This window comes from Actinoplanes xinjiangensis, assembly GCF_003148685.1.
GTDB classification, from domain to species: domain Bacteria; phylum Actinomycetota; class Actinomycetes; order Mycobacteriales; family Micromonosporaceae; genus Actinoplanes; species Actinoplanes xinjiangensis.
Map to the genome: position 1 here is coordinate 207,979 of NZ_QGGR01000007.1, position 13,157 is coordinate 221,135.

General features: G+C 71.3%; 9 protein-coding genes. 3 read left to right on the forward strand and 6 right to left on the reverse strand.

The genetic code is table 11. The features are described 5' to 3' along the window. The first annotated feature begins 484 nt into the window (after nucleotides 1-484). Together BC793_RS17945 and BC793_RS17950 are read left to right on the forward strand one after the other, a co-directional pair. Nucleotides 485-3,283: an AfsR/SARP family transcriptional regulator gene (locus BC793_RS17945; RefSeq protein WP_109593687.1), complete on the forward strand. Its 2,799-nt coding sequence runs from the start codon at nucleotides 485-487 to the stop codon at nucleotides 3,281-3,283. Between the two features lie 23 nt (nucleotides 3,284-3,306). Further along, complete coding sequence (locus BC793_RS17950; protein ID WP_109593688.1) at nucleotides 3,307-5,553, forward strand: hypothetical protein; 2,247 nt, start codon at nucleotides 3,307-3,309, stop codon at nucleotides 5,551-5,553. Nucleotides 5,554-5,569: 16 nt separating this feature from the next. On the opposite strand, the gene BC793_RS17955 is transcribed toward BC793_RS17950, so the two are convergent. Continuing rightward, a complete protein-coding gene (locus tag BC793_RS17955) occupies nucleotides 5,570-6,985 on the reverse strand; it encodes an MFS transporter (protein WP_109593689.1) in 1,416 nt (471 codons plus the stop codon). A gap of 48 nt (nucleotides 6,986-7,033) precedes the next feature. Here BC793_RS17955 and BC793_RS17960 point away from each other — a divergent pair, with 48 nt between their 5' ends. Continuing rightward, a complete protein-coding gene (locus BC793_RS17960; protein WP_109593690.1) occupies nucleotides 7,034-7,594 on the forward strand; it encodes a TetR/AcrR family transcriptional regulator in 561 nt (186 codons plus the stop codon). 204 nt (nucleotides 7,595-7,798) lie between these two features. Here the strand turns inward: BC793_RS17960 and BC793_RS17965 are convergent, their stop codons facing one another. The 5 genes from BC793_RS17965 to BC793_RS51335 all read right to left on the reverse strand — a co-directional run bounded on the left by BC793_RS17965 (nucleotide 7,799) and on the right by BC793_RS51335 (nucleotide 13,145). Beyond that, nucleotides 7,799-8,908 carry a substrate-binding domain-containing protein gene (locus BC793_RS17965; protein ID WP_109593691.1) on the reverse strand — a complete coding sequence of 370 codons (1,110 nt, stop codon included), beginning with the start codon at nucleotides 8,906-8,908 and terminating at the stop codon, nucleotides 7,799-7,801. 8 nt (nucleotides 8,909-8,916) lie between these two features. Further along, complete coding sequence (mmsB, locus tag BC793_RS17970) at nucleotides 8,917-10,212, reverse strand: multiple monosaccharide ABC transporter permease (protein WP_109593692.1); 1,296 nt, start codon at nucleotides 10,210-10,212, stop codon at nucleotides 8,917-8,919. Then, the gene (gene mmsA, locus BC793_RS17975; RefSeq protein ID WP_109594017.1) at nucleotides 10,209-11,723 is read right to left on the reverse strand and encodes a multiple monosaccharide ABC transporter ATP-binding protein; all 1,515 of its coding nucleotides are present in this window, start codon (nucleotides 11,721-11,723) and stop codon (nucleotides 10,209-10,211) included. The genes mmsB and mmsA overlap by 4 nt, the downstream gene beginning before the upstream one ends. A gap of 241 nt (nucleotides 11,724-11,964) precedes the next feature. Further along, the gene (locus BC793_RS17980) at nucleotides 11,965-12,525 is read right to left on the reverse strand and encodes a SigE family RNA polymerase sigma factor (protein WP_109593693.1); all 561 of its coding nucleotides are present in this window, start codon (nucleotides 12,523-12,525) and stop codon (nucleotides 11,965-11,967) included. Further along, on the reverse strand, nucleotides 12,522-13,145 hold the full coding sequence (locus tag BC793_RS51335) for a permease-like cell division protein FtsX (protein WP_109593694.1): 624 nt from the start codon (nucleotides 13,143-13,145) through the stop codon (nucleotides 12,522-12,524). Before BC793_RS51335 ends, BC793_RS17980 begins: the two co-directional genes overlap by 4 nt. Nucleotides 13,146-13,157 lie beyond the last annotated feature (12 nt).

Here is a 13,157-nt window from a genome sequence, read left to right on the forward strand (position 1 = left end):
GCACGGGCGAGGGCCGACGGAGCGTGAGTCGCGGGCGGGGCGTGAAGCGAGGGCGGGGCGCGAAGCGAGGGCGAGGCGCGAAGCGAGGGCGAGGCGCGGGCCGGGGGTGAAGCGCGGGCGGGAGCGGGGGAGAAGCGAAACGAGAGCGGAGTGAGAGAGCGATCCGCCATGCTGGACGGACATCGCACCCGAGGGAGCGGTGGGGGCCGGCCCGCTGCCCACGGGGACCCTTCGCATGACCGGTGGCCGAGCAGGTGGGGACCCGCTCGCGTAACGCGCAACGGCCCGGGACTGTGTTGAGGGTGGCAGGCCGGTCCGCCCCACCGCCGCAGACGCGACGAGCCCGGCGCGAGCGCGCCGACGAGCCGGGCCACCGCAAGCGCACGACGACCCGGTGCCCGCCGCAGGCGCGCGACGAGCGGGGCCCACCGAAGGCGACGAGCGGGGCCCACCGAAGGCGTCGTAAGGGCTACGCTGAGCGACCGTGCGCTACCGCATCCTCGGTCCCCTCTCCATCATGGACGGTGAACGGCAGGTGACGGCCGGACGGGACCGGGCCGTGCTCGCGACCCTGCTGCTGCGCCCGAACCGGATCGTCGCGCTCCGCGAACTGGCCGAGGCGGTCTGGGGCCCGCAGCCGCCCGCGACCGCCCGCAACCAGTTGCAGAACTGCGTGTCCCGGCTGCGGCGGGTGCTGCCGGCCGACGCGATTCTCACCGATCCGGCCGGCTACGGGATCCAGGCCGGACCGGACGATCTGGACAGTGTGGTCTTCCGGCGGCTCGTCGCGGCGGCGCGGGCCTTTTCCGACGAGGCGGCCGCGCGGACGGCGTACCGTAGGGCTCTGGGTCTGTGGCGCGGCGAAGCCTGCGCCGGCATCGACGCGCCGGCCGTGCGGCAGGCCGCCGCGACGCTCGACGAGGAGCACACGCTCGCCGTCGAGGACTGGATGGATCTGGAGCTGGCCGACGGGCACGCCGAGGAACTGGTGGCCGAGCTGGCGTCGCTGGTCGAACGGTTCCCGCTGCGGGAACGGCTGCGCGGCCGGCTGATGCTGGCGCTGCACGGCGCCGGACGGCAGGACGACGCGCTCGCCGAGTTCCATCGGGCCGCCGGCACTCTGCGTGATGAGCTGGGCATGGAGCCCGGGGAGGAACTACGGGCGGCACACCGGGAGGTCCTGTCCGGCGCGCCTTCCGGCGCTCACCGTCCGATTCGATGCCTTCCCCGTACGGTCGTCGACTTCACCGGCCGACATGAGGTGGTGACGCGTCTTCGAACCGTGGTCCGGGCCGGCGATCCGGCGGTGGTGGCGGTCGACGGGATGGCCGGTTCCGGCAAGACCACCCTGGCCCTGCACCTGGCGCTGCTGGCCGGCGACCGCTACCCCGACGCGCACCTCTTCGTCGACCTGCACGGTCACAGCGAGCAGGCCCCGGCCGAACCGTCCGCGGCCCTGCACATGCTGCTGCGCCAGCTGGGCCTGCCCGCCGACGCCATCCCCGCCGATCCCGCCGGCCGGGCCGCCCGGTGGCGGGCCGAGGCCGCCCGTCGCCGGCTGCTCGTCGTGCTCGACAACGCCGCCTCGATCGCGCAGATCGCCGGCCTGCTGCCCGGTACCCCCGGCAGCCTGACCGTGGTGACCAGCCGCCGGCGGCTGCCCGGTCTGGCCGGCGCGCACCGGGAGTCGCTGCCACTGCTCGCCACCGGGGAGGCGGTCGCGCTGCTGGCCCGGATCGCCGGTGACCGGGTGCATGCGGAGCCGGCGGCGGCCATCGAGGTGGTGCGGCGTTGTGGTGGTCTGCCGTTGGCGGTCCGGCTGGCCGGGTCACGGCTCGCGCACCGGCCGCGCTGGCGGGTCGCCGACCTGCTGGCCCGGCTGACCACGGCGGCGCTCCCCGAACTGGCCGTGGAGAACCGCACCGTGATCGGCGCGTTCGCGCTGTCCTACCAGGATCTCACCGAGCCGGCGCAGCGGTTGTTCCGGCTGCTCGGCGCACATCCGGGCACGACCGTCGACGCGCTCGCGGCGGCCGCCCTCACCGGGCTGTCGCTTTCCGAGGCGACCACGCTGCTCGCCGAACTGGCCGACGCCCGTCTCGTCGACGAGCCGGAACCGGGCGTCCACCGCCTGCACGAGTTGCTGCGCGAGTACGCGGCCGCGCTGCCCGGCCCGACCGGTGCCGCCGTGCTGGGGGTGCTCAATCTGGAGACGCACGTGCTGATGGCGACGATGACCGAGTCGTACCGGACGTTCGTCGAGCGTGACCTGGAGGCGATGCCGCTGCTGCGCCCCGACCTGGTCCGGGCGGTCGGTGACCCGGTGGCCCGGCTGGAACGCATCCGCGGCGACCTGGTGCGGTACCTCGACGCGGCGGTCCGGTCCGGGCAGTGCCAGTACGCCTGGTGGATCCCGCGGGCCGCCTGGTACGCCCTCTACTACCGCGGCTGGAACGACGACGTCGCCACCCTCAACGACCGCGGGCTCGCCGCCGCCCGGGAGCACGGTGACGAGGAGGCGGTGGCGCAGATGTCCAACCTGGTCGCCTCGTCCCACTACCGGGCCGGGTCGTACGGACTGGCGCTGCACCACCTGCGCCTGGGCATCGAGATCCGGCAGCGGCAGCGGAACCTGCGGGCCCTGTCGGTGCTCACCGGTAACCTCGCCGCCCTGCACATCGCCATGGAGCGGTTCTCCGAGGCGGTGGAGGCGGGGCTCGAGTGTCTGCGGCTGCGCAGTCTCGCCCGGATGCGGGTCGGCCCACCGGTCACCCTGCAGATGTCGATCGCCTACCAGCGGCTCGGCCGGTGGCGGGAGGCGCTGCGGATGGACCGGCTCGGGCTGCTCGGTGCGCTGCGCCCGGGTGACGAGCATCTGCGGGCCGGGTCCCTGGTCGGCATCCAGCGCAGCCGGCGGGCGCTCGGCGAGATCACCCCGCAGGTTGCCGAACGTTATCTGGGGGTGGCGCTGCGACTGGCGCTGCGCCAGGGGCTGACCCTGTTCGAGGCGGAGACCCGGATGGAGATCGGCAACGTCCTCACCGAGCAGGACCGGTACGGGGAGGCTCTGGACCAGCATCGGCGGGCGCTCGACGTGGCCCGGCGGGCCGGTGAGGTCAACTACGAGGCGGACTTCCGGCACGACTACGCGACCACGCTGCTGCGCTCCGGGGACGTGGCGGCCGCGCGGGCGGAGTACGAACGGTCGCTGGCCGTGGCGCGGAAGCGGGGGCAGCCGTACGCGGTGGCCCGGGCCACGGCGGGTCTCGCCGGATGTAGTTGACAAACCCGCTTAAACTGGACCTTATGGACGATCCGCCGATTGTCGAGCTGCGCGTACACGGGGTCGGTGGCACGTCCCCGGCCGCTCTGCTGGGCACCCCGGTCTACCGGCAGGTGTGGGGCGACCGGATCGCGGGCTTCTACGCCGCCGCCACACCACGCCGGGGCCGCAACGTCGAGGCGTACTGCTGGGGCGGCATGACCTCGCGCAGCAGCTCCCGCGTCCTGTGGCTGCTGCTGTTCCCGTTCATGCTGGTCAACGTCGCGGGCTGGACCTGCTCGGCGCGGATCCGCCGGGACCGGTGGATGTTCGCGGTGCACCGGGCGTGCGCGCGGCTGACCGCGCTGGCGGTCACCCTGAACCTCCTGCTGATCGGCGCGATGGCCGCCGTCGACGTGTGGGCGTACCAGTTCTGCGGCCAGGACCTGCCCGGGTCGGCACTGTGGATCAAACGGGTGCTCCACGCACCGGCGCATCATCCGGATCCCGGCCGACGGGTCGTCATCGGTGCCGGTCTGGTGCTCGCCAATCTGCTGGTGATCGCGTTGCTGGCGCAGCGGACGCGCAGTCGCTACGAGGACGTCTCGCCGGTCGGTGCGCCGGCCCGGACCCCGATGCGGATCAGCGCGGCCGCCCTGCCGGACGGCGTCGCCGACCCGCGGTTCTACGACGGTCAGGCCAGCGTCCGGCGGCTCGCCGGCCTGCACCTGGGCGCCGGGCTGGCGTGGCTGGCCCTGTTCCTGGCGTTCGTCGGCGGTGGTGGCCGGTTGCACGTCGCGGTGGTGCCACCGGCCGTGGTTCTCGCCGTCGTGCTGGTGCTGGTCGCGTGCGAGTCGGCCGGGGAGCGGCTGGTGTATCCGCTGATCGTGGTCGCCGCCGTGGTGGCCGCCGGGGTCGCCGGATGGGTGTGGATCGGGGCGCCGATCGGTGCGGTCACCGGTCACCTGCCGGGCATGCTGCAGGTGGTACGGGCGACCTTCGGCCTGATCCTCGTCCTGGCCGTCGCGCGGGTGCTGCTCATGCCGGTGATCGTGCTGCTGCGAGTGCTCGGTGTCCGGCGCGGCGCGGACCGGGGCCCCGGCGTCCGGGTGCTCCGGAAGTGGCATGTGGCGCCGTTCGTGGTGGCCGTGCTCAGCCTCGTCAGCATCAACGCCGTCGGACTGGGCTTACTGATCGCCATCGGTAAGGGGCTCGGATCGGTGAAGTGGACCGCCGTCGGTCCGGTGGGCGCCGACCGGCTGGCGATGTTCCCGTTCCTGCCTGCGGCGACCCCGTGGCTCACGCTGGTCCCCGGAGCGGTGCTGGCGGTGTTTCTGCTGGTCGAGGCGGTGCGGTGGGCATTGGCCGGTCGTGGCGGTCTGACCGGGCCGATCATCGCGGAGTTCGCCGGGCGCGCCGACGCCGGACCGCCGCCACAGCCGCCCTGGGACACGTGGCGCCGCAGCGCCCTGCCGACGCATCCCGGCCAGTCGGCGGAATGCCGGGAACGGGGGTGGGAATGGGTCCGCACGATCGCCCGGGCCCGGCGGATGGCCGGCTTCCCCTCGGGCGCCCGCTACCTGACGGCCGGCATCGTGGTGAGCGTCCTGCTGGTCCCGGCGCTGTATCTGGCCTCCGGGGCCCGGCGCGCCCCGGAAAGTCTGACGGACGCCGACGACACGGCCGTCTGGCTCGCCGTGATGATCCCGGTAGCCGGGGTGCTGATGCTACGACTGGGCTGGCAGCGCCCCGGCGCACGCCGGTGGCTCGGCGTGCTGTGGGACGTCGGCACGTTCTGGCCGCGGGCCTTCCACCCGTTCGCCCCGCCCTGCTACGCCGAGCGGGCCGTCCCCGATCTCCAGCGCCGCATCCGCTGGCTGCACGACAACGGTGCCCGGGTGCTGCTCGTCGGGCACAGTCAGGGCAGTGTCCTGGCCGCGGCCGCCCTGGCCCAGCAACGCGACACCGCCGACACGGTGCTGGTCACCTTCGGTTCACCGCTGAGCACCCTGTACGGGTGGGGGTTTCCCGCCTGGATCAATCGCGACCTGTACGACCGGGTCAAGGGGCACTGGGTCAACTACTCGTACCGCACCGACTACATCGGCGGTCCGATCGGGGACGGCGAGGTCGACGTTCCGCTACCGGATCCGGGGACGTCCTGGTACCTGTGCGGTGAGCCGCTGCCGCCGCTGCGCCGCCACACCGGCTACTGGTCCGACGACGCCATGTGGGAGCGCATCGACAAGGTGGCGGCCGCACCCCGCGCCGACATCCCGGTCCTGTTCTGACTCCGGCGCCGCCGTTTCAGGCACTCGCCAGGGCCGGGGTGCTCTCGACGGGTGCCGCCGCCCGGCCCGGCACCAGCAGTGACACCCCGAACGCCGCCGCACTCGCGCCCGCCAGCATCAGGAACGCCATCGTGTAGCCGGTCTCCGCGGGCAGGCCGTGCGGGCCCGGGTGGGCGGTGACGATCGCGCTGACCAGAGCCGTGCCGATCGACGCGCCGATCGTGCGGATGTTGGTGTTCATGCCGCTCGCCGCACCGGTCTGGTGCCGCGGGACGCTCTGCACGATCAGGTTGATCATCGATGAGTAGATCAGGCCGAGACCGATCCCGAACACCGCCGCCGCCAGCGCGACCGTCCATTTCTGATCATGTGCCAGGGCCAGCGTGAGGCAGGCCAGGGTGCCCATCGCCGAACCCCACAGCAGCTGCGCCTTGTTGCTCACCCACCGGGTCAGCGGACCGCTCAGCGACCCGAAGACCGCCATCGCCACCAGCATCGGCGCCATCAGCAGGCCGGCGCCGGTCACGGTCGCGCCGAAGCCGTACCCGGAGACCGCCGGCACCTGCATCAGCTGCGGCAGGAACGCGAACACCCCGAACATCGCGGCCCCGAACAGCATCGCCGCCAGGTTGGTGGTCCAGACCGCGGGCAGCCGCATCATCCGCATGTCGATCAACGGCTCCGCGGCGCGCAACTCGGCCGCCATCCATCCGGCCAGCAGGACCACGGCCAGGGCGAACAACGCGATCGTACGCCCGGAGCCCCATCCCCAGACGGCGCCCTTGCTCAGCGGCAGCAGCAGTGCGACGAGCCAGCCGGCCAGCAGGAACGCCGACAGGATGTTGATCCGCCCCGGGCTGCGCACCGGTGACGCGGGGACGACCCGCCAGGCCACGGCGCCGACGACGGTCACCACCGCCATCGGGATCCAGAACAGCCAGCGCCAGTCGAGGAGCCCGACGATCGGGCCGGCCAGCACGATGCCGACGCCGCTGCCGGTGGCGATGACCGCGGCCATGGTGCCGATCGCGGACGCCACCCGGTCCGGCGGGAACTCGTCCCGGATGATCCCGAACGAGACGGGGAAGACGGCGGCGCCCAGCCCCTGGAGCACGCGGGCGCCGATCAGCACGCCGATGGTCGGGGCGAGCGCGGCGACCAGACAGCCGAGGGCGATGGCGGCGAGCGCGACCAGCAGGGTGCGGTCCTTGCCGATGATGTCGGCGACCCGGCCCATCAGCGGGGTGGCCACCGAGGCGGCCAGCAACCAGGCGGTGAGCACCCAGGTGACCGTGCCGGTGGAGGTGTGCAGGTCCTGCTGGATGGTCGGCAGCACCGGGGTGAGCAGGCTCTGCATCAGCGCGAACGCGGCAGCGGCCGCGGCCAGAACCGCGAAGGTCGCCCGTGGTGTGGCCTGATAAAGTCGAGGCATGCCTCCACATTACCGGAGGCATGCCTCCGCTACACAAGGGATATTCGGATGACCGAGACGCCGATCACCGTGCGCCGGCCCCAGCGAGCCGACGCACGGCGCAACTTCGACGCCCTCCTCGCCGCCGCCCGCGACGCGTTCGCCGCCAACGGCGCCGACACGTCGCTGGAGGAGATCGCGAAGAAGGCCGGCGTCGGCGTCGGCACCCTCTACCGCAACTTCCCGACCCGGCAGGACCTGATCGAGGCGGTGTACGTGGAGGAGGTCACCCGCCTCAGCGAAGCCGCCGAGGCCGTCGCCGGCCGGCCGCCGTGGGAGGCACTGCGCGCCTGGCTGGAGCGTTTCGTGGACTACGTGGCCACCAAGCGCGCCATCATCGACCTGCTCAACCGCGATTCGGAGATGTTCGGCGCCTGCCGCGCACTGATGTATGCGGCCGGTGAGCCCCTGTTCGCCCGAGCCCAGCAGGCCGGCGAGGTACGCCCCGACGCCGCCTTCGACGACGTCCTGCGCCTGGTCTCCGGCCTGAGCTCGGCCGCCTTCGTCGACGACGCCCAGCGCCACCGCGTCCTCGACATCGCCCTCGACGGCCTCCGCACCCACCGCTGACAACACCCCGAGACGACCCGGCCGACTGCCTCCGCTGTCAGCGCCCGAGACGAACCGGCCGACTGCCGCCGCTGACCGCGGCCGAGACGGACCCGGCTGGCTCTCACCGCTGTCAAAAGCGTGCTGAGACAGCGGTGAGAGCCAGCCGGTAGGGACGGCGACGGCCCGGCACCCGCAGCGGGGCACCGGGCCGGACCGTGACGGTCACTTGGTGAGCGGCGCCAGCTTCGGGTCGTCGGCGTACGCCTCGGCGGCGGAGTCCTTGGTGACGATGACCGGCGGCAGCAGGTACGCGGGCACGACCTTGACCCCGTTGTCGTACGACTTGGTGTCGTTGACCTGCGGCGTGGCACCGGTCTGCAGCGTCTTGACCATGTTGATGGTCTCGGCGACGAGCTTGCGGGTGTCCTTGTTGATCGTCGAGTACTGCTCACCCGCCATGATCGACCGCACCGACTCCACCTCGGAGTCCTGTCCGGTGACGACCGGGATCGGCTTGCCGGCGCCCTTCACCGAGGTGATGATCGCGCGGGCCAGGGTGTCGTTGGGCGACAGCACGCCGTCCAGGGTCTTGCTGCCGTAGGTGGAGGTGAGCAGCGCGTCCATCCGGCTCTGCGCGTTCTCCGCCTTCCAGCCCTGCGTCGCGGTCTGCTTCACCTCGGTCTGCCCCGACCCGACGATCACGTCACCGGAGTCGATGGCCGGCTTCAGCACCTCCATGGCGCCGTTGAAGAACACCCCGGAGTTGTTGTCGTCGGGCGAGCCGGAGAACAGCTCGATCGTCCACGGCCCGGTCGCCTTCTTGGCCTTCATGCCGTCCAGCAGCGCCTGACCCTGCAGCTGGCCGACCTTGAAGTTGTCGAAGGCGATGTAGTAGTCGATGTTCGGCGTGTTGGTGATCAGCCGGTCGTAGGCGATGACCAGGGCGCCGGACTGTTTGGCCTGCTCGACCTGGGTGGACAGCTGCGCGGCGTCGGTCGCGCCGATCACGATGACCTTCGCACCCTTGGTCACCATCGCGGTGATCTGGGCCTGCTGGTCGGCGACGGTGGTGGAGGCACCGGCGTACTGGACGTCGGACTGGAACCCGGCCTCCTTGAGCCCGTTGGTGAACAGGTCACCGGCGAGCACCCAGTTCTCCGAGGTCTTCGACGGCAGCGCCACACCGATCAGCGCGTCCTTCGCGAACCCGGCGGCCGGCGCTCCGGACGAGCCGCCGGCGGGGGTGGAGCCTTCCCGGTCGTTGTTGCAGCCGGCGGCCACCATGACCGCGGCAACACCTACGGCAAGGACCTTTACCAGAGTTGTACGCATCGAACAGCTCACTTTCTCGCAAGGGAACCGGTGGGGCTGGGTGCCGGGGGAGCGGCGGGGGCGGGCGGATCCTCGCGACGGAACCGCCGCGTGAGCGAACCGATGATCGAGAAGCGGCCCTGTTTCTTGTTGTAGACGTCGAGCGCGACGGCGCCGAGCAGGAACAGGCCCTTGATGATCTGGACCATGTCGGCGCCGGTGCCGATGAGCTGAAGCCCGTTGTTGAGCACGGCCATGACCAGGCCGCCGACGATGGAGCCGCTGACCGTGCCGAGACCGCCGGAGACGGCCGCGCCACCGATGAAGACGGCCGCGATGGCGTCGAGTTCCCAGCTGAGACCGTCCTGCGGGCCGGAGGCCGTGGACCGGGCCACGAAGATCATTCCGGCGAGCGCAGCGAGCACACCCATGTTGGTCATCACCAGGAAGTTCACCCGGCGCAGCTGGACACCGGAGAGTTCGGCGGCGCGGGCGTTGCCACCGACGGCGTAGATGTGGCGGCCGCCCGCGGTGTTGCGGGTGTAGAAGGAGTAGGCGATCACCAGGATGGCGAGGATGATGCCGGAGACCGGGAAGCTGGTGCCGACCCGTCCACCGGCGAACCGCAGCGTGGCGAAGACGATGACGCCGAGCATGATCGCCAGCCGTAGCACCGAGATCCACACCGGAGCGGGCTCGGCGCCCTCCATCTGCGAGCGGACCCGCCGGGATTGCCACTCCCGCCACGCCACCGCGGCGCACAGCAGCAGACCGAGCAGCAGGGTCAGGTTGTTGTAGCCGGTCTCCGGGCCGAACTCGGGCAGGTATCCGGCGCCGATGGTCCGGAACCCCTGGGGAACCGGGACGGTGTCGGCGTTACCGATGTACTGGTTGCCGCCACGGAACAGCAGCATGCCGGCGAGCGTGACGATGAACGCCGGCACGCCGATGTAGGCGACCCAGAAGCCCTGCCAGGCGCCGATCAGGGCGCCGACCGCCAGCCCGAGGACGATGCCGGCCGGCCACGGAACGTCGTATTCCTGCATGGCCTTGGCCACGACGATGCCGACGAACGCGGCCACCGAGCCCACCGACAGGTCGATGTGACCGGCGACGATCACCATGAGCATGCCGATGGACAGGATCGAGATGTACGCGTACTGCTGGGTGAGCGCGATCAGGTTGCCCGAGGTGAGGGTCAGCCCGTTCGTGGCGATCTGGAAGTACACGATGATCGCCAGCAGCGTGAAGATCATCCCGAACTGGCGGGCGTTGGAGGTCGTACCCCCGAAGAGGTTCTTCTGCAGGTCTCGTATGCGGCTCATGCGTTGCTCCGGGTCGAGGTCATCCGCTTCATCAGGAGTTCCGGGTCGGCGTCGCGCCGGGCGACCTCACCGGTGATCGTGCCCTCGGCGACCGTGTAGATCCGGTCGCAGAGGCCGATCAGTTCGGGCAGCTCGCTGGAGATCAGCACGACGCCTCTGCCCTCGTCGGCGAGCCGCTGGATGATCCCGTAGATCTCGTACTTGGCGCCGACGTCGATGCCCCGGGTCGGCTCGTCGAGGATCAGCAGGTCCGGATCGGTGAACATCCACTTCGCGAGGACGACCTTCTGCTGGTTGCCGCCGGAGAGCCGGGTGACCGGCTCGTCCACGGTCGGCGTCTTGATCCGCAGGCTGCGCCGGTAGCTCTCCGCCTCGTGGTACTGGGCGGCCTCGTCCAGCACCCCGCGCCGGGTGATCTTCGACAGCTTCGCGGCCACCACCGAGGTCTTGATGTCGTCGAGCAGGTTCAGACCGATCGCCTTGCGGTCCTCGCTCACATAGGCGAGACCGTTCCTGATCGCGTCGGCGACCGTCCTGATGTCCACCTCACGACCGTCTTTGAAGATCTTTCCCCCGAGGTGTACGCCGTACGAGCGCCCGAAGACACTCATCGCCAGCTCGGTGCGCCCCGCGCCCATCAGACCGGCGAACCCGACGATCTCCCCACGCCGGACCGTGAAGCGGGAGTTCTTGCACACCAGCCGCTCCGCCGAGATCGGATGCCGCACCGTCCAGTCGCGTACCTCGAAGAACACCTCGCCGATGTTCGGCTCGTGCTCGGGGAACCGGCTCTGCAGGTCACGGCCGACCATCCCGCGTACGATCCGGTCCTCGTCGACGTCTCCGCCGGCGACCGTGATCGTCTCGATGGTGCGCCCGTCCCGCAGGATGGTGATCGCGTCGGCGACCGCCTCCACCTCGTTGAGTTTGTGCGAGATCATGATCGAGGTGATGCCGCGCTCCTTGAAGCCGCGCAGCAGGTCGAGCAGGTGCCGGGAGTCGTTCTCGTTGAGCGCGGCCGTCGGCTCGTCCAGGATCAGCAGCTTGACGTCCTTGGCGAAGGCCTTGGCGATCTCGACGAGCTGCTGCTTGCCGACGCCGATGTCCTTGACCAGGGTGTCCGGATCCTCCCGCAGCCCGACCAGGTTCATCAGCTCGATCGCCCGGTGGTTGGCCGCCTTCCAGTCGATGCGGCCCCATCGGCGCGGCTCGTTGCCGAGGAAGATGTTCTCGGTGATCGACATGCCCGGGACCAGCGCCAGCTCCTGGTGGATGATCACGATGCCGGCGTGCTCACTGGCCCGGATGTCGCCGAACCGGCACTCCTGTCCCTGGTAGACGATCTCGCCGGAGTACGTCCCGTGCGGGTGCACGCCGCTGAGCACCTTCATCAGCGTCGACTTGCCCGCACCGTTCTCTCCGCAGATGGCGTGGATCTGGCCGGACTCGACCACCAGGCTCACATCGGACAGTGCCCGGACCCCGGGGAACTCCTTGGTGATCGACCGCATCTCCAGCAGCGCGTTGCCCACGTGTACCCCCGGTACAGCCGAAAAGATCAACTTCAGTGAAGCCGATGTTTCCGCACTGTAAATCTCCCGGGCAGTTCCCGCTATCCGGGCAAGGCCTTTCCTGGTTCCGGAACTTGATCACAAACAGGAAACGGCCCGGTCACCGGGCATGCCGCCAGGGGTGCGGCCGGCGGCACCGGTACGGTCCACCGGCCGCGCACCCCTGGCGCCACAGCGCGGGTCAGCGGTTCAGGAAGTCCTCGCCGAGCTGGGCGCGCAGCCTCTCCAGAGCACGGGCGTTGCGCATCTTCACCGCCGACACCGACAGGCCCAGGATGGCGGCCACCGTTTCGACACTGTGGTCCTCGGCGTGCCGCAGCACCAGCACCGCACGATCACGCACGTCCAGACGGGCCAGCGCGTCCACCAGGGTGACCCGCAACTCCGGCGCCCCCGTGGTGCCGGCATCGGGGCGGTCCGGCAGGTCGGCCAGCACGATCTCGGAGCCGCTGTGCCGCCGCTGCTGATCGAAGACCACGTTCATCAGGACCCGGCGGCTGTACGCCTCCACACTCGCGCTCGTGCGGACGCGGTCCCAGGACGCGTACATCTTGGCGAGGGTGTGCTGGGTGAGGTCCTGGGCGAGATGCCAGTCCCGGCACATCAGATAGGCACTGCGGCGCAGCCGGGTGCCGGCCGCCTCGACGAAGGCCGTGAACTCCTGGTCGCGGGCCTCCTTCGTGCGCCGCCGTGCCCGGCTCCACACGGCCGGGCCCGGTGCCACGGTGGAGGTGTCCGTCACCGGAGCCCTCCGACCGGGGCGTCCGTCGGGCAGCGGTGACCGAGGATCTGCGCGACACCCGGCATCGCCGCGAACCGCGCGCGCAGCGCGGCATCGTGCTCCGGATCGGTCAGCCGCAGCCGGAACGACTCCGGGAGGTCGTCGGCGTTGATCGCCGCGACGAAGTCCGGGCTGTCCGCCCACAGGGTCGCGAACCGCTGGTAGGCCTCCGCACGGCTTTCGAAGACCACCGCGTCCACCCGGGCGTCGTCGCGCACCGCGGCCGCCACCGCGTCACGCTGCCGGTCGGTCGCCTCGGTGGCGAGGAAGACGGCCAGATCGGTGGCGTGGTCCTCGACCGGCGACTGCGAACACGACGGGGCCGACACCGGCACCATCGCGGCGGCGATCGTCACCGGAGGCGTCGCGGTCCGGTCCGCCGCACCCCACGGCAGGTTCGCCGCGGTCAGACCGCCGGCCGCCAGGACCAGGCCGGCCGCCACACCGGCCGCGACGAGGCGGTGCCGCCGACGGCGGATCCGGCCGCCCTCGGTGATGGCCGCCAGCGCCAGCTCACCGGGCGGCGCGCCCGGGTCGCCGGCGGTCGCCTGCTCGAACCGGTCCCGCAGATGTCCGTCCACAGTCGCTCTCCC